General features: G+C 37.1%; 19 protein-coding genes and 1 riboswitch. Of the genes, 12 read left to right on the forward strand and 7 right to left on the reverse strand.

All coding sequences use genetic code 11. From position 1 onward, the window contains the following. From ACHUE4_RS04475 to ACHUE4_RS04510, 8 genes are all read left to right on the forward strand, one after another. A complete protein-coding gene (locus ACHUE4_RS04475; RefSeq protein WP_394188315.1) occupies positions 1–453 on the forward strand; it encodes a GNAT family N-acetyltransferase in 453 nt (150 codons plus the stop codon). A gap of 57 nt (positions 454–510) precedes the next feature. Next, on the forward strand, positions 511–891 hold the full coding sequence (locus ACHUE4_RS04480) for a DUF3221 domain-containing protein (protein WP_394188184.1): 381 nt from the start codon (positions 511–513) through the stop codon (positions 889–891). A 20-nt stretch (positions 892–911) separates the two neighbouring features. Continuing rightward, entirely contained in the window at positions 912–1,544 is a 633-nt protein-coding gene (locus ACHUE4_RS04485) for a pentapeptide repeat-containing protein (RefSeq protein ID WP_394188185.1), read from the forward strand. A gap of 735 nt (positions 1,545–2,279) precedes the next feature. Continuing rightward, positions 2,280–2,801 carry a hypothetical protein gene (locus tag ACHUE4_RS04490; RefSeq protein WP_394188186.1) on the forward strand — a complete coding sequence of 174 codons (522 nt, stop codon included), beginning with the start codon at positions 2,280–2,282 and terminating at the stop codon, positions 2,799–2,801. Positions 2,802–2,819: 18 nt separating this feature from the next. Next, positions 2,820–4,361 carry an SPFH domain-containing protein gene (locus ACHUE4_RS04495; protein WP_394188187.1) on the forward strand — a complete coding sequence of 514 codons (1,542 nt, stop codon included), beginning with the start codon at positions 2,820–2,822 and terminating at the stop codon, positions 4,359–4,361. Between the two features lie 189 nt (positions 4,362–4,550). Further along, entirely contained in the window at positions 4,551–5,486 is a 936-nt protein-coding gene (locus tag ACHUE4_RS04500) for an HD-GYP domain-containing protein (protein ID WP_394188188.1), read from the forward strand. Positions 5,487–5,531: 45 nt separating this feature from the next. Then, positions 5,532–6,224 carry an HAD family hydrolase gene (locus tag ACHUE4_RS04505; protein ID WP_394188189.1) on the forward strand — a complete coding sequence of 231 codons (693 nt, stop codon included), beginning with the start codon at positions 5,532–5,534 and terminating at the stop codon, positions 6,222–6,224. Beyond that, the gene (locus tag ACHUE4_RS04510) at positions 6,184–6,648 is read left to right on the forward strand and encodes an NUDIX hydrolase (protein WP_394188190.1); all 465 of its coding nucleotides are present in this window, start codon (positions 6,184–6,186) and stop codon (positions 6,646–6,648) included. The genes ACHUE4_RS04505 and ACHUE4_RS04510 overlap by 41 nt, the downstream gene beginning before the upstream one ends. Positions 6,649–6,661: 13 nt before the next feature. Here ACHUE4_RS04510 and ACHUE4_RS04515 read toward each other — a convergent pair whose 3' ends face one another. Both ACHUE4_RS04515 and ACHUE4_RS04520 read right to left on the reverse strand, forming a co-directional pair. Continuing rightward, on the reverse strand, positions 6,662–7,717 hold the full coding sequence (locus ACHUE4_RS04515; RefSeq protein ID WP_394188191.1) for a GtrA family protein: 1,056 nt from the start codon (positions 7,715–7,717) through the stop codon (positions 6,662–6,664). Between the two features lie 534 nt (positions 7,718–8,251). Next, on the reverse strand, positions 8,252–8,506 hold the full coding sequence (locus ACHUE4_RS04520) for a hypothetical protein (protein ID WP_394188192.1): 255 nt from the start codon (positions 8,504–8,506) through the stop codon (positions 8,252–8,254). 108 nt (positions 8,507–8,614) lie between these two features. On the opposite strand from ACHUE4_RS04520, the gene ACHUE4_RS04525 reads away from it, so the two are divergent. From ACHUE4_RS04525 to ACHUE4_RS04540, 4 genes are all read left to right on the forward strand, one after another. Then, positions 8,615–9,607 (forward strand): GNAT family N-acetyltransferase, encoded by a 993-nt coding sequence (locus ACHUE4_RS04525; RefSeq protein WP_394188193.1) that lies wholly within the window; start codon positions 8,615–8,617, stop codon positions 9,605–9,607. Continuing rightward, positions 9,597–10,091: an AAA family ATPase gene (locus ACHUE4_RS04530; protein WP_394188194.1), complete on the forward strand. Its 495-nt coding sequence runs from the start codon at positions 9,597–9,599 to the stop codon at positions 10,089–10,091. Before ACHUE4_RS04525 ends, ACHUE4_RS04530 begins: the two co-directional genes overlap by 11 nt. Next, on the forward strand, positions 10,091–10,750 hold the full coding sequence (locus ACHUE4_RS04535; RefSeq protein WP_394188195.1) for a Dph6-related ATP pyrophosphatase: 660 nt from the start codon (positions 10,091–10,093) through the stop codon (positions 10,748–10,750). Before ACHUE4_RS04530 ends, ACHUE4_RS04535 begins: the two co-directional genes overlap by 1 nt. Positions 10,751–10,855: 105 nt before the next feature. Beyond that, positions 10,856–11,230: a hypothetical protein gene (locus tag ACHUE4_RS04540; RefSeq protein WP_394188196.1), complete on the forward strand. Its 375-nt coding sequence runs from the start codon at positions 10,856–10,858 to the stop codon at positions 11,228–11,230. Between the two features lie 101 nt (positions 11,231–11,331). Here ACHUE4_RS04540 and ACHUE4_RS04545 read toward each other — a convergent pair whose 3' ends face one another. From ACHUE4_RS04545 to ribE, 5 genes are all read right to left on the reverse strand, one after another. Continuing rightward, positions 11,332–12,492 (reverse strand): class I SAM-dependent methyltransferase, encoded by a 1,161-nt coding sequence (locus tag ACHUE4_RS04545; RefSeq protein ID WP_394188197.1) that lies wholly within the window; start codon positions 12,490–12,492, stop codon positions 11,332–11,334. 120 nt (positions 12,493–12,612) lie between these two features. Further along, a complete protein-coding gene (locus ACHUE4_RS04550; protein ID WP_394188198.1) occupies positions 12,613–13,161 on the reverse strand; it encodes a histidine phosphatase family protein in 549 nt (182 codons plus the stop codon). 155 nt (positions 13,162–13,316) lie between these two features. Next, positions 13,317–13,784, reverse strand: coding sequence for a 6,7-dimethyl-8-ribityllumazine synthase (gene ribH / locus ACHUE4_RS04555; protein ID WP_394188199.1), 468 nt, complete (start codon positions 13,782–13,784; stop codon positions 13,317–13,319). Positions 13,785–13,797: 13 nt separating this feature from the next. After that, positions 13,798–14,991 carry a bifunctional 3,4-dihydroxy-2-butanone-4-phosphate synthase/GTP cyclohydrolase II gene (locus tag ACHUE4_RS04560; RefSeq protein ID WP_394188200.1) on the reverse strand — a complete coding sequence of 398 codons (1,194 nt, stop codon included), beginning with the start codon at positions 14,989–14,991 and terminating at the stop codon, positions 13,798–13,800. Between the two features lie 12 nt (positions 14,992–15,003). Then, positions 15,004–15,633: a riboflavin synthase gene (gene ribE, locus ACHUE4_RS04565; protein WP_394188201.1), complete on the reverse strand. Its 630-nt coding sequence runs from the start codon at positions 15,631–15,633 to the stop codon at positions 15,004–15,006. Positions 15,634–15,937: 304 nt separating this feature from the next. Then, positions 15,938–16,082: riboswitch (FMN riboswitch) on the reverse strand. Positions 16,083–16,122 lie beyond the last annotated feature (40 nt).

The following is a 16,122-nucleotide window of genomic DNA, read 5'->3' on the forward strand; positions in this document are numbered from 1 at the left end:
ATGAACATCCGCACGTTAACAAACGATGAAAAATTACCTTGGGATTTACTTTTATTAGCTGACCCGTCTCGTCTCATCGTGCAGGAGTATGTCAAAAATGCTGTTATTTATGTTGGAGAGCTAGAGCAAAAAATAATCGCTATTTGCGTTGTAAAAGAAACCGCTAAAACAATTGTGGAAATCATGAATATTGCTGTGTGTGAATCAATGCAAGGACAAGGTTTTGGAAAACAACTTATTCACTTTGCTGTGCAGGAAGCTTCCAAACGAGGTTATGCACAAATTGAAATTGGCACTGGCAATTCGAGCATCCCACAATTACGTTTGTATCAACAATGTGGGTTCCGCATTGTTGGAGTGGACTTCGATTACTTTACACGTCATTACGATGAAAAAATCACTGAAAATGGTTTGATTTGTAGAGATATGATACGACTAAGTTATGAATTATAAAGCTGAGAATATGTTCTCAGCTTTTTTGTTCGAATACAGATTTAGGAGGTTATCCATATGAAAGGAAAACGTGCTGTCTTTTTAATCATTGGACTTGTTTTATTAGCAATTGTGCTTGCTTTTGGATCAATACAATGGTTTTTTAATACAAGTTTAGATCAACTTGATTCAAGTGATCTAATGGAAATGGAAGGCCTTGTTGTAGAAATAGATGACCAAAAAGTCCTGCTAATTGAAGGAATTACTTTAAAAGAAGCAGAAGGGAAGTCAACAGACGAACTTTTGAATGAAGGACTAAATGCTATATGGTTTTCTTTATCAATTGATCAATTGGATGGAATTAAACAATATGATCGCTTGAAGGTGAAGTTTGACCGCGTGGCAGAATCTTACCCTGGCCAAGCAAGTGCAAAAAGAGTTGATAAGATAGAGGAATAAGTCGTACTGGAGGAATTCTCTTGAAAATAGACAAACCAAAATTACCGAAAGAGCTCTATGAAATAGATGTTGAGAGCTTATTAGATGAAGACCGCTATATTTCTAGAGGAATCATTCGTTCGTGGGGGATTAATGAATTACCTGAAGGCAAAATTACATTTGATCAAATTCATTTTCAAGATGTATCATTTGATGGGGTGCAATTCGAACAGGTAGAATTCATCGATTGTCGGTTTGATCGGTGTGATTTATCCAACGTGAATATGGGGGACGCTATCTTACATCGCTTAGAGATTAACCAGTCAAAACTAGTTGGAATGCAATGTTCTCAAAGTAGGTTGGGGCATATTCTTATACAAGATAGTGTGGCGAACTATGCTTCGTTTAGCTTTAGTCAGTTTAAGAATGTACGTTTTCAACAAACCGCACTTAGCAAGTCCGATTTCTTTGAATCTGGTTTTACAAAAGTGGAATTAGATTCATGTGATCTTGATGGAGTAAACTTTACTGAAACAAGTTTAGCAACTATTGATTTGAGTTCATGTACATACGAACAAGTAACAGTTAGTGTTGAAAAGTTAGCTGGCTGTACCGTGTCCACAGAGCAAGCCTTGGGATTTGCAAAATCACTTGGACTTGTCATAAAAGAATAAATTAAACAGCTTGTATCCCTCTATGGTGTACAAGCTGTTTTAATTATAGTGCACTCTCTATATGACCACTCAGCGCCTTTTCCCATTCCTCTATTTCATCATAATTAAGATCACCACTGTAATATTGAAAGTTCCCTAATCCCCAACCATAAATACACGTCCTTTTTAACGGTTTGTTTGCCGTTCTCCATTAAAATTAAATCTACTTCACCTTCTGGATACGTGTCATCCAATTTAACACGCAACCGATCGTACCCAATAATATAAGTACCATCTTCTTTTAATTCCTTCAGTCGCTTAACCCAAATGTTCTGTGCTTCCTTATAGGTTATGGTTGCTTCTAAATCAGTTGCCTGATCGTAATAATGAATTCCTTCAAATGCCTGGTCAAATTCTTGTGCAAATAAATGATTTAAGACATCTTTCGCAACTTGTTTCGTTTAAAAGCGGTCAATCATTCCAGGAAGATAAAAAACAGCTAATATCAAGATGAGAAATATAACGACAGCAAATTTGAGAATTAATTTCATGTAATCTCTCCTAAATGAAATTGTTAATTTCTACTAATTATATAACAAATATTCAAATAGGAATCATCAAAAAACAGCTTGTCCGATTTCAAGAACTCATCCTAACCAAAACTTTAACGAATATTTTTGAAAAATGAAACTTTTCGTTTTGTACTTCGTATTTACTAATAACCACTAAAGATTAGGTTAAATGGGAGTGAATGACATGACGATTGAACAGATGTATTTCTACGTGTTGCTCTTTATGGGCGCTGCAACTATTTTGTATGTGTTTTTTGGAGATGTGGCAGAAGGGATTGGAGAGGGAATTCCTTTTCTTAATCCAACAATCATCATGGCGTTTATCACATTTGCATCTGCATCCGGTTATCTTCTAGAAAGTTTAACCACCTGGAATAGCTGGTCGATCTTAATCACTAGCTTAGTGGCAGGAGCACTCTTTGATGTACTCCTCTATTTTTTATTTCTTCTACCGATGTCGCATGCAGAAGTTTCAATTGCATATACAGATGAATCGCTTGCTGGTCAAGTTGGGAAAGTAATTACACCTATTCCAGCAGATGGCTTTGGTGAAATTGTCATTGAAACGATATCCGGTTTAGTATCCAAGCGTTCTGCAGGCTATGACAATGAAGAAATTGATTATGGAAAAGAAGTATTAATTATTGAAGTAACAAACGGAACATTTCTCGTAAGGGAATATGAGCCATTTGATTTCAAAAAATAGAAAATGGGGGAATTGAGTATGGAGTTAGGAACTATGGTCGTTATAGGGATTGCGGCATTTATCTTATTAGCAATTATTGGGGTTTACGTAACAAAGTATAAAACAGTCGGACCAGATGAAGCTTTGATTGTAACTGGTAGTTATTTAGGTTCTAAAACGGTGCACACAGATGATTCTGGCAACCGAATTAAAATCATTCGCGGTGGAGGTACATTCGTATTTCCAGTATTCCAACAATCTCAACCACTTAGCTTGTTATCAAGTAAATTAGAAGTGACAACTCCAGAAGTATATACAGAGCAGGGCGTTCCAGTAATGGCGGATGGAACAGCAATTATTAAAATCGGTGGATCAATCTCGGAAATAGCGACTGCGGCTGAGCAGTTTTTAGGGAAATCAAAAGAAGATCGTGAAAACGAAGCAAAAGAAGTATTAGAAGGTCATTTACGCTCTATTTTAGGATCAATGACAGTCGAAGAAATTTACAAAAACCGCGATAAGTTTTCTCAAGAAGTGCAACGTGTGGCTTCACAAGATTTAGCGAAAATGGGTCTTATTATTGTTTCATTCACAATTAAAGATGTTCGTGATAAGAACGGATACTTAGATTCACTTGGTAAGCCTCGAATCGCACAAGTGAAACGTGATGCAGATATTGCAACGGCAGAGGCAGATAAAGAAACGCGTATTAAACGTGCGGAAGCTGCAAAAGAAGCTCAAAAATCAGAGATTGAACGCGCTACTGAAATCGCACTAGCTGAAAAAGAGAATTTATTAAAAGTAGCTGAATATCGTCGTGAGCAAGACATTGCAAAGGCACGTGCTGACCAAGCTTACGAACTTCAAACAGCTGTTTCTAAACAAGAAGTAATGGAACAGGAAATGCAAATTCAAATCATCGAACGTCAAAAACAAATTGAACTTGAAGAAAAAGAAATTTTACGTCGCGAGAAGCAATATGACTCCGAGGTTAAAAAGAAAGCCGATGCTGATCGTTATGCAATTGAACAAAATGCTGCGGCTGCGAAATCACGTGAAATGGCTGAAGCCGATGCTGAGAAATATAGAATTGAAGCTCGAGCACACGCGGATGCAGAAAAAGTACGATTAGATGGTCAAGCGAAAGCAGATTCTGAACGAGCACAAGGTGAATCTGAAGCTGATATCATTCGTCTGAAAGGTCTTGCTGAAGCAGAAGCAAAACGTAAAATTGCAGAGGCGTTCGAGCAATACGGTCAAGCAGCTGTATTAGACATGATCGTTCGTATGATGCCAGAATATGCGAAACAAATTGCTAGTCCATTAGCGAATATCGACAAAATTACAGTTGTTGACACTGGTGGTGGAGAAGGCGGTGGAGCGAATAAAATCACTTCCTATGCAACGAATCTAATGTCTACTCTTCAAGAAACGCTAAAAGCTTCTTCAGGTATCGATGTGAAAGAAATGTTAGAGAACTACTCGGGTAAGGGAACACTGCGCCCAAGTTTAGATCGAATTTCGTACGAAATGCAGGAGAAGAAAAAAGAAGAAAAAGCTGAAGAAGAAGTTTCTATCTAAATATCAAATCCCTCTATTAAAAAATAGAGGGATTTTTACTTTCTTCATCGAAATAGTGTATGTAGAGAGACTATATGTATAAATACTAAAAAAACTGACTAATTATGTCGAATTGTAATGACATAGGTCATGATATTCGGTAGAGTGAGTGTAAGAATACGTGTAACGTTTTTTCGTATGGAGGCATTTATGAAGCTAACGAGGGAACAAATAAAATATATAAAAGAAAATACGAGTCTACCTCGCAATGATGTGGGTCATGCAATGTCTACATATATAGGGAAAACAGATAATGTGGCCTATAGTCTTTTTTCATTGCTTCCGAACCGGTCTTTTTGGGTGCGTTATACAAAAGGAATAGGAAGTGGAATTGAGAAATATACAGTCGTACAAGGCACCTTAGAAGTTCAATATGAAGGTCATGCTTTCATTTTAAATGAAGGAGAAACACTTGATGCATCAGAGTACCCTGAACTCCTGTCTTTTTATGGGGAAGATGCTGTGGAAATACTTGTAGAAATGTCCACGGAAGAATTTGAAACTAATTTTAGAAATACAGAAATTGTTCAGCGAGATGCTGCTGCTATTGAAAAAGTAGATGGATACACATTTCACCACTGTTCAAGAATAAAAGATTACTCCATTGAATTATGGAAAAAACTAGGACAGCCAATTGAACGTGTTACGATGCTACGCTGGGGAGCTTACTTCCACGATATTGGAAAGTTGGCTGTCCCAATTGAAATTCTAAACAAACCAGGCAAACTTACATCTGAAGAGTGGGAATTGATGAAATCTCATACCGTTAAAGGGGCTCAGATGATGAGGGAGCATGAAATCATTTGGTTACGTGATGCTGCATTTATCGTTGAAGAACATCATGAGCGGTATGACGGCAAAGGATATCCCTATGGTTTAAAGGGGGAAGAAATTTCTTTGGAAGCATCAATTGTATCAGTGGTAGATTCTTTCGATGCCATGACAACTGATCGCGTTTATCGAAATGCTCTAACCATTAAAGAAGCAATTCAAGAGATAATTAAAGGCAGAGGGACTCAATTCAATCCGACTGTTGTCGATGCATTCTTAAAATTACTACATGATCAAGAATTTAAATGGCGTTAAAAGACTTGGGAACTTTCCAGGTCTTTTTCTATAGGAGTGATGAATGTGAAGGCTATTATATTTGACTTGGATGGAACTTTACTCGATCGGCATTCTACATTAAAAGCTTTCTGTATAGCTCAACATGCTAAATTTGATCTATCCATGAATCGAAAACTGTATTGCGATCGAATAATCGAACTTGATGAAAATGGATATATAAGGAAAGAGCAAGTGTATTCGCAAATAGTTCAAGAGAATAATTGGTCAAATCATCTTAAGAATGTTTTATTTGATGATTATATGCATCATTTCCACGAGTTTTGCGTCCCATATAAGGGGTTACATGAAACACTTAAAGAATTAGAGAGACAAAAATATGTAATCGGATTGATAACGAATGGGCGATACGAAGGACAACGTGCAAGCATCCAGGCGCTTGGGATTGAAGCCTACTTTCAAGTTGTTCTCATCTCAGAGTCTGAAGGGATTTCAAAACCAAATCCTTTGATTTTTCAACGAGCGTTATCACAATTAAATTTGCTGCCAGAAGAAACGTTTTATGTTGGGGACCATCCTATTAATGATATTGAAGCAGCGAAAAAAGTAGGATTACTAACCATATGGAAAAGGAATGATGTATATAAACAGGCCAATGCAGACGAGGAAATACACGAATTGAATGAAATCCTAAGTATCTTGAACAGGAGAGAAAATAATGAATTACATACAAAACATGAGAAAAATGATCGGGAATGAAACATTACTAACTGTTGGCTGTGGCATAATAATTGAACAAAATAACCAGATTTTATTGCAACATCGAACAGATGCCGATGTATGGGGAATTCCAGGTGGTGTTATTGAAATGGGTGAGCAAGTAGAGGATGCCGCTCGAAGAGAAACATTAGAGGAAACCGGATTAACTGCAGGAGAACTTGAGTTATTTGGCGTTTACTCTGGCCGAGAGGGTTATGCCAGTTATGCAAATGGAGATCAAGTTTATAGCATTCAACTGATTTTCTTAACCACAACGGTAAATGGTGATTTAATTCAAGTTAGTGATGAAAGTCACGCGCATCAATACTTCGATAAACACGATCTACCAGACAATATTAACTCTCATCAAAAACGGTTCATCATGGATTGGGTCAATGGATTACAAACCCCTATCATCAAATAAAGCCAAGGCACAATTAATTGTGCTTCGGCTTTTTCTTTTTGAACACCCATTCCCTTTGAATAATAAAACCAACTAAGAACAGAAGACTGTCGACGATTCCTTTTATCACGATTTCGCCTTTTCCTAATAGATCATACGCTCCGTGAACAAGACTAGCAGACAGAACCATGATAATAACTGCGAGAATCACATATTTAATAAATGACCGTTCGTCACCTTTTTTGAAGACTTTTTTTCGATTAATGATGTAATTGAACGTTCCAGAGATGACTCTAGCAATAATCGTTGCAATCACTATATAAAGTTCTGGGGCATTATCTTTCCAAAGCCATATAAACAACGCAAATAAAGCCATATCTAAACCAAAAGAAGCGACTCCTGATAGGGCAAACTTCAAGAACACTTGATAAATTTTCATCGATGACTTGATGGGTTGGAAATGGGATGATTCATTATTTTTGGTATACACAGTTTCAATCTCCACCTCATATATCGGTATTCCTTCATCCTTAGTCGCAGCTAACAGATTTAACTCGTAATCGAAGGCTTCACCTTTTATTGACAGTAACCATGGAAGTTGTTTTCTTAAAAATAATCGTAATCCGGTTTGTGTATCAGTAATTCCAATCCCTGTGGTATATCGAAATAGATTTCGAGTGAGTTTATTGCCAAAGCGACTTCGAAAAGGAACATGCTTTTGATCAAAATCTCGAACTCCTAAGCCAATGCCATTATAATCATATGAGGATTTTAGTAAGGTGCAAATGTCTTTCGTCAAATGTTGACCATCTGCATCAACAGTAATGATTTTTTGAATATGAGGACAATGGTTCAGTATGTAATGAAATGCAGTCTTTATCGCACGTCCTTTCCCTTGATTGGCAGCGTGAGATAGGACTTTAACTTCGGGTAATTTTCCAATTGAGTGGAAAAAAGGCTTATAATCTTGACCGGAACCATCATCCACAACCAAGATGTTTGTAAAGCCTACGTCAACTAGTTCTTCAATCGTGGTTCGACATGATTGTTCTGGCTTGTAGGCTGCAATTAAAATACAAGTAGTATCCATGCAAAATCCTCCTTATTTCCCTTTACCCATATCTTTCTAACTTCAAGCTGAAAAAAAGGAATTGAAAAACGTATGTCGAATCTTTAAAAGTATAAGAAAATCCTGAACTAAATAGCAGTATTTAAGGGGTGCTCACAAAACCTTAGGAGAGTTAAGTGGAATAGAAAAGAAAGAGACTTTTTTTTTCTGCAGACTGCAGACATTTAATAAATGTTGATTTCCATTGCGGCGGACGCTTTCCGCGGGCACGACCTCAGCCGCTTCCTTCGCGATGCTCAGTCCAGGGTCTTCAGTTCGTGCTGATTCCGCTGGAGTCGCCGCCTCCATTCCAATCAACTGAAATCGCAGTAAATATAACTCTGCACACTATTTTTTAAAAAAATGGTCCGTTATTTCTGAAGGGTCCTGCGGAAAAACGAAACACCTAGCCCTCAATTTTTATTTATCATGTGCAATAGATTAGTAATGAAATTTTTATAGTAAATAACTAATACTATTTTTTCTGAAGTCTGAAACAATGTGAATATTACTAGTTCATAACTCTAATGAATAAAAAGCGAGAATCAATAATGAAACAACCACTACATTTATTAAATAATACGTATTTCTCGAAATTTCTCGATCTAACCATGCAATACGATCGACAATTTTATAACTAATAACCATAATCGCGATTAAAAATAATATGGCAACAAATGTGGACATATTATACACATGTAAATCGATGAATCGCACAATGATTAATGTCCCAGCCATTATCATCCCATAAGCTACTCGTTTTAACGGCATTAACATCAACCTCCTTGAATGCTACAAGTATAGCAATTCATAGAGGCTATAGAAAGATAAATTCATGTTAGTCAAATAGGAAAGACAAAATAGAAAGGGGTTCTGAAAATGATACAATTTGTTGGGTTAGATGAACGATTTCTTCCGCGAATGGCAGAAATTTTATCGCTTCGTCAAACAGCAGAGAGATCCAAATATCCATTTTTACCAGAAAAATTTGAGAATCCAGATGAAACAGAGAATATTTTACGCTCAGAAATGAAAAAACCATTTGTGAATGGACTGGTGGCCCTTCGAAATAGCAAGGTTATTGGCTATTTACTTTATGAGTTTAAAGAAAACGCACAAAAAGGTCGGCATATATTAATCAGCTATCCTTCTTTTGCAATTGACGTGACAGAACATCCGAGATTGGTTCGACTTATGTATGCAGAGGCGGGTTCAGAGTGGATCAAACATGGTTATTTTCAGCATATAATCTTCGCTCCATTAGGTAATGACCGTCAGTTAAATGAATGGCTAGAACAAGGATTCCGTTTCGATCAAAAATATGCAGTTCTAGATATGAATCAATATGAAGCGAAAAACAAAGATCAAGTAAATATTCAAGTACGTAAGAGCGTAGAAAATGATGAAGAATTACTTAAAAAAATGTCTAGATGGAATAGTATTCATCAAGCAGCTGCCCCTTCCTGGAATCCAATTACGAAAGAAACACTTGAAGACGTAAAAAGCGGATATGCTTCACTTGCGAGTGATGCGGAAGCAATTGTTTTTTTAGGAGAAGAAAGAGGAATTCCTGCAGGTTTTCACGTGTACTATGAAGTTGAAGCGAGTGATACTATGTACACACCAGAGAGATGCGTGGAATTACCTGCAGCTTCTACCAACCCCGAGTTGCGCGGAAGAGGGATTGGCAAAGCATTAACTGATTTTAGTGTAAATGAGCTGAAAGAAATGGGATATCGCTATTGTCTAGCTGATTGGCATACACCAAATCATCTTTCTTCTTATTTCTGGCCAAAGATGGGATATCAGCCATTTATGGTGCGCATGCTTCGTACAGTAGATAACCGAATTGCTTGGGCCCATGGCAAATAGAATTCGGATTATTGGACCAGTGGGAAGCGGGAAAACCACTCTAACACGTAAACTCTCGGAAGCACAGGGTATTCCAATGTTCACTTTGGATGATATGGTATGGTCCAGAGGTCCAAATGGAGATACGAGGAATTCAACTGAATACCGCGATGCATTGTTAAAAGAGGTAATTCAAAAGGAATCTTGGATTATTGAAGGCACTCATTTAGGCTGGGCAGATGTGTCATTTGAAAAAGCGAATCTGATTATTTTTTTGAATCCCTCTGTATCAGTTCGGATTTATCGATTTTCCAAACGATTTTATAGACAAAAAAGAGGCATTGATCCTATAAGTTATACGCCAACATGGACAATTTATGGCAGAATGTTCAAATGGACATATCAATATGAAACGATTTACAAACATCAAGTTAGATCGATTATGTCAGAAGTACAAGCAAAGTCAATTGAAATACAAGATGGCAAAGAGTTAGGAGTTTTTTAATGGAGAATCAACCATTTGTGGCATCTTGGAGTGGTGGGAAAGATTCCGCGATGGCATATTATAGAGCGATTCAATCAGGCATGACGCCAAAAAAATTATTAACGATGTTTCAAGAGGATGAAACCATTTCAAAATCTCATGCTTTGCCATTTGAAGTTGTCCAAGCACAAGCTGATCGTGTGGGTATTCCGTTAATGATACGTGGAGCGGGATGGACCGATTATGAAGTGAAATTTATTGAAGCCATGGATGAGTGTCGTGCAGATGGAATTACACACGGGGTTTTTGGTGATATCGACTTGGTTGGGCATCTAGAATGGGTTCAAAAAACATGTGCTAAATCAGAAATTATTCCGATCCATCCATTATGGCAAGAGCCACGCCGATCCATTTTGGAAGAAATGTTAAAAGTGGGATTTGAAGCAGTAATTGTCGTCATTAATACGCAGATGATGCCTTCATCGTATATAGGTAGAACATTTACTTTTGAGTTAATGAACGAGTTAGAAGCGCTTGGTATTGACTCCTGTGGTGAAAATGGGGAATTCCATACAATCGTGATTAATGGTCCTATCTTTTCTTCTCGTGTACCAGTAACGTTTGGAGATGTTCGCGAAAACGAAGATTATGTTTTTTTAGATGTTTCCCTGATTAAGTGAGGATATCCAAACTTTTTTACGAGAAAATGAAAACGGCCATCCCTAAAAAGGTTGGCCGTTTCGTTTTAGTGTAAATTTACGACTGATTACGAAGGGGGAATATTTTTGACATCCATAAAGTATTTGTCTATCCTATTTATTTTTTCTGTATTTTTCTCAATTGTAACAGGTTGCTCTAATAGTATTTCAGGCAGTGGGGATGGCACATCTTCAGCGGATTGGGCATTTTCGTCTGTTGTTTGGGAAGGGTACATTTATCGAATAAGTGATGAATATATCGATGACATAAGTGAAGAAATAGGCGAAGTAACAAAGTATTCGGATATGGAAGGAACGTACTCTGGAAATTTTTCTAATGCCTATCAAAAAGGTACAAAATTTTACGCTATAAAAGGAATAAGTACGGAAGAAGCCATAGCCATTGAAGAAGATGGTAAATATAGAAAAGCAATTAGGAACGGAAAATACGGAGAAAAGTGATTTTTCTTTTAGAAGCAAACCGTTATGAATAAAAAAATAGGCATCCAATCGTACAGTTAATTGGATACCTATTTTGGTTTTTATTTTATATTCAAAGAAATTTATAGATACTCGACTAATTCTTTCTCTAAAAATGGAGTGGCACCTAAAAAATCGATAAATGCTTTGTACTTTTTCTGTTCATCTTCACTCGGTTTATTGCCTGTGAAATAAGCACGAATTAAGATGTTTTTTGGTGTATGTTCCATATCAATAAATTCGAGCAATTGTGCTTCATAGCCTACCAATTTTAATAGTTCTGCTCGGATTGAATCAGTTGCAAGAGCGGCAAAACGCTCTTTAATTAACCCGTGCTGAAGCATAACATCGAGTGTCGGACTAGAAAGCTGTGAGTTTAATTCATGCTGACAACAAGGGACACTCAAAATAACTTTTGCTCCCCATTTTACTGCTCGAGCAAGTGCCATATCTGTAGCAACGTCACAAGCATGAAGTGTTACTACCATATCCACAGCTGTCTCTTCGTTGTAATCATTAATATCCCCAACTAAAAACTCCAGATGATCATAATTTAAATCTTTAGCGATTTGTTGACACTCTTCAATGACTTCTTTTTTTAAATCAAGTCCTGTAACGCGAATATCTAACCCTTTTTCAATTCGTAAGTAATGATAAAGAGCAAACGTTAAATAAGATTTTCCTGAACCGAAATCTAAAATTCGTACTGGTCGATCTTTCGGTAAATATTCAAGTGCATCGTCAATAAATTCGACGAAACGATTGATTTGACGAAATTTATCATGCTTCTGTTTTTTGACTTTGCCATCAGGGGTTTGTACACCTAATCTGACAAGGAATGGGTAAGCTATATCTTCACTTAATAAGTAGTTCTTTTTACGGTTATGAGAAAGGTTTACTATCTTTTTTGTTTGAACCTGATCCGATTTCCATAACACTTTAAACTTTTTAGAAAGCTGTATATGAATTTTTTGTTCCTCAAATTCAGCTTGAACTTGGCGGAATTGTTGAAGTAACTCTTCAAGCTTTGGTGCTAAGTTTGAAAGCTCTATATTTTCATGTTTGAGTACACGCTCATATTGATATTCCAATTGAATATGATAAATACCTTTTAATTCAACAGGTTTCATTTTCACACGTTTTACTTCGTCGGTCTTTGAACGAGGTTGACTAACCGTTGCTGCTATTAATGTTTTTTTTTCAATAAGCTTCAGAAGCTGTTGAAACATATCAATATATTCCATAAATTCGCCTTCTTTTCGATTGTCTTTTGTGTAAGTTTAACACATTAATTAGGCACCACTTTGAAAGTTGGGTGTGCATTCGCGCGCTGGAATAAAAAGGAATAGTCTGCCATAACACAATTAAGTTGGTGTGTTGCTTTTCTCATTCCAAACTCGTGAAATATTTGTGGATGAGTTATTAATAGTGAGCATGTACACATCTGGGTTGCTAAGTGATTTCCATTCATGAAAACCATACGAGTCATCAAAATGCTTTAATACTAGACTCATCAAATTCCCGTGTGTAACCAAGATAGAATGATTGGGAACTTCCTTAATGACTTCGATTGCACGATTAGTTGCTTCGCGACTCGATTCACCACCAGGGAGTACTAAATCCATATCAGTAAAAGTTTGTTCAAGTTGAGTCATCCAATCAGGTAAGTCTATATCACTTAAAATTCGTTCGGCTAATCGAGAATCGGTTTGAATTTCAAGTTGTTTACATAAAGCAGTTAGCGTTATCGATTGTTTTGCTCGAAGATAAGGACTCGAAATGATATGTTCTACTTCTTTATTTTCAAAAAATGAAACCAAATCTTGTGCTTGTTGGAATCCGGTTGAAGTTAACGCGGCAGTTGGAGCTTGACCAGTGGCGGAACAATGTCTGATTAGGTAAATCGTTCTCATTACAATCACTCCTTGTTATGCAAGTTTATTATAGAAAGTGATCTATGTAAAAAGGGGCATCCTTAAAAGCCACTGTTATGGCTTTTGGGACACCCCTTCAAACTGTAAATTTCACACGTGTTTTTTATAAGTACGGAAAAGTCTCAGTGTTGTATTTAAGAGAATTTTTTCATTAAGTCTGCCATTTCGATCGCAGCAGTTGCAGACTCCCAGCCTTTATTCCCAGCTTTCGTTCCAGCACGTTCAATCGCTTGTTCAATCGTGTCGGTTGTTAGGACACCGAAGATGACTGGTATATCGTGCTGATATCCAGCATTTGCAACACCTTTAGCGGCTTCGTTACATACGTAGTCGAAGTGAGGAGTAGATCCTCTAATCACTGTTCCAAGAGTAATGACGGCATCATATTTCTTAGAAGCTGCCATTTTCTTTGCAACGAGTGGGATTTCAAACGCACCAGGCACCCAAGCAATTGTTACATTTGCATCGTCTACGCCATGTCTTTTCAGTGCATCTTCTGCGCCGCCTAATAATTTACTTGTGATAAATTCGTTAAATCGACCTACTACAATGCCAATTTTTAAATCTGAACCAATTAAATAACCTTCTAAATGTGTAGTCATGAGTTGAACCCCTTTATAAACTTAGGAAATGTCCCAGTTTTGATTTTTTTGTTTTCATGTATTCTTCATTATCTAAATGAGGTGGGATTTCTATTGCCACACGTTCAGTTACTTCTAATCCATAACCGTCAATTCCAGAGATTTTTCTCGGGTTATTCGTTAAAAGCTTCATCTTGCGAATGCCCAGATCCCTCAAAATTTGAGCGCCAATTCCATATTCACGTAAATCATCTGCAAAACCTAGTTTTTGATTGGCTTCCACAGTATCTAAGCCTTGATCTTGAAAAGCGTATGCTTTTAATTTATTTATTAAACCAATCCCTCGGCCTTCTTGACGCATATAAAGTAGCACACCTGATCCTGCAGCCTCAATCTGTTTCAAAGATGAATGTAGTTGTGAACCACAATCACATCTTCTAGAAGAAAAGACATCGCCAGTTAAACATTCTGAATGTACCCGAGTAAGGACGGGTGTTTCTTCCGAAATGTCTCCTTTAATGAGAGCAATGTGGTCTTTGCCGGTTAAGGTTTCAGTGTAACCAACTACTTTAAAGTCCCCATATTCAGTAGGTAAGTTTATTTCCACTTCGCGTGTAATCAGTTTTTCGTGTTTTCGTTTATATGAAATTAAATCGGCAATGGTTAAGATTCCGATATTTAAACGTTTAGCTATTAGCATTAAATCATCGAGTCGTGCCATTGAGCCATCGTCATTCATGATTTCACAAATGACTCCTGCTGGTGAAGAGCCTGCTAATAAAGCTAAATCAACTGCTGCTTCAGTATGACCAGCTCTTTTAAGTACACCACCGTCTTTTGCGATTAGCGGGAATACATGTCCAGGCCTTTTAAAATCCGTTGCTGTCGAATCACGATTAATCATCTGAAGGATGGTATGAGAACGTTCGAATGCACTAATACCAGTCGTTGTATCTTTGTGATCGACACTAATCGTGAATGCTGTCCCATAGGGATCTGTATTTTGATCTGTCATTAAACCAAATTGAAGTTGACGAGCCAGTTTTTCAGCTAACGGAACGCAAATGAGTCCTCGGCCTTCTGAAGCCATTAAATTAATTACTTCAGGTGTCGCGAACTCTGCTAATGCAACAAAGTCTCCTTCATTTTCTCGATCTTCGTCATCAACTACGATGATGGCTAGTCCTTTTGATAAGGCTTCTACTGCTTCTTCAACTGTATAAAACATGTGAATCCTCCTTTAAAAACCGTGTTCTTGAAGCCATTCCTTCGACATATTTGTTGATGATGTCTGTAGTCGTTCTGAATATTTAGCAAGCATGTCACATTCAATATTCACTTTTTCACCAATTCCTTTTTGACCAAGCAATGAATCACTTTGTGTCGTTGGAATTAAAGAAATTGTGATCGATGTTCGATCGACATGGAACACCGTTAATGACGTTCCATCAATTGAAACAGAACCTTTGACCATCATATATTTCATGAGGGTAGGATTTAATTCGATTTTCTTGGAAATAGCATTCGTTTCTTTTTTTATCGAACGGATTACGCCAATCCCATCAACGTGACCACTGACGAAATGACCACCGAACCGACCTTTCGCAGCCATCGCTCTTTCTAAATTGACTTTAGAATTCATTTTTAATAAAGATAGTGTCGTTGAATTAAAAGTTTCTGGAATTACATCGACTACAAAAAGCTCATTTGTAAAAGAAGAGACTGTTAGACAGACGCCATTTATAGATATGCTGTCTCCTCTTTTTACATCATCTAAGACATTTTTTGCACGAATGGTTATTTCAAGCGCACGAGGCTTACGTTGTATGGAAGTTATGACACCAATCTCTTCAATAATTCCGGTGAACAAATGAAGTAACCTCCTTCTAGATAGCATATTTAATTATAAAGTGATGATTAAAAGGTATTTGGATTTTCCACCAAGGGGCGAGGGTGGTAAGGAAAGAGATTTCAGAAGTTTGTGCATATCTAATAAACTCGTGCACCTTTTTTAGGGTACACGAAAAAGCGTGATTTATGTGACACGAATCCGCATGAATAGAGCAAAGATAAAAAAACGTCGAATTAAGTAAATATTCGTAGTCAATTTATTTTATAAATTTCCTTGATTCTAAAACTAAACCTCCTTTTTATTCATAACAAATAAACGTTTCAGAATTCCTCTCCCATCCAGACTATACTGTCGGTGTTGGATTTTCACCAACTCCACCGCTACTTTTACAAGTATCGGGTCACGGACTTACAGACTGTGCTCTGCTCACCGCCGGTAAGGAATTTCACCTTGCCCCGAGGAATTCTGTTCGTATAATTGTTCCTTACATAATAGCATGAATATCAA

This window comes from Paenisporosarcina quisquiliarum, assembly GCF_043641925.1.
In the GTDB taxonomy this organism is placed as follows: Bacteria; Bacillota; Bacilli; order Bacillales_A; family Planococcaceae; genus Paenisporosarcina; species Paenisporosarcina quisquiliarum_A.

Excerpts from the sequence above, each read along its gene's own strand:
- ACHUE4_RS04560 (WP_394188200.1), bottom strand. The coding sequence starts at position 14,991 with ATGTTTTATACAGTTGAAGAAGCAGTAGAAGCCTTATCAAAAGGACTA.
- ACHUE4_RS04535 (WP_394188195.1), top strand. The coding sequence starts at position 10,091 with ATGGAGAATCAACCATTTGTGGCATCTTGGAGTGGTGGGAAAGATTCC.
- ACHUE4_RS04500 (WP_394188188.1), top strand. The coding sequence starts at position 4,551 with ATGAAGCTAACGAGGGAACAAATAAAATATATAAAAGAAAATACGAGT.
- ACHUE4_RS04495 (WP_394188187.1), top strand. The coding sequence starts at position 2,820 with ATGGAGTTAGGAACTATGGTCGTTATAGGGATTGCGGCATTTATCTTA.
- ACHUE4_RS04530 (WP_394188194.1), top strand. The coding sequence starts at position 9,597 with ATGGCAAATAGAATTCGGATTATTGGACCAGTGGGAAGCGGGAAAACC.
- ACHUE4_RS04510 (WP_394188190.1), top strand. The coding sequence starts at position 6,184 with ATGAATTACATACAAAACATGAGAAAAATGATCGGGAATGAAACATTA.
- ACHUE4_RS04480 (WP_394188184.1), top strand. The coding sequence starts at position 511 with ATGAAAGGAAAACGTGCTGTCTTTTTAATCATTGGACTTGTTTTATTA.
- ACHUE4_RS04525 (WP_394188193.1), top strand. The coding sequence starts at position 8,615 with ATGATACAATTTGTTGGGTTAGATGAACGATTTCTTCCGCGAATGGCA.
- ACHUE4_RS04520 (WP_394188192.1), bottom strand. The coding sequence starts at position 8,506 with ATGCCGTTAAAACGAGTAGCTTATGGGATGATAATGGCTGGGACATTA.
- ACHUE4_RS04490 (WP_394188186.1), top strand. The coding sequence starts at position 2,280 with ATGACGATTGAACAGATGTATTTCTACGTGTTGCTCTTTATGGGCGCT.
- ACHUE4_RS04475 (WP_394188315.1), top strand. The coding sequence starts at position 1 with ATGAACATCCGCACGTTAACAAACGATGAAAAATTACCTTGGGATTTA.
- ribH (WP_394188199.1), bottom strand. The coding sequence starts at position 13,784 with ATGACTACACATTTAGAAGGTTATTTAATTGGTTCAGATTTAAAAATT.
- ACHUE4_RS04550 (WP_394188198.1), bottom strand. The coding sequence starts at position 13,161 with ATGAGAACGATTTACCTAATCAGACATTGTTCCGCCACTGGTCAAGCT.
- ACHUE4_RS04515 (WP_394188191.1), bottom strand. The coding sequence starts at position 7,717 with ATGGATACTACTTGTATTTTAATTGCAGCCTACAAGCCAGAACAATCA.
- ACHUE4_RS04545 (WP_394188197.1), bottom strand. The coding sequence starts at position 12,492 with ATGGAATATATTGATATGTTTCAACAGCTTCTGAAGCTTATTGAAAAA.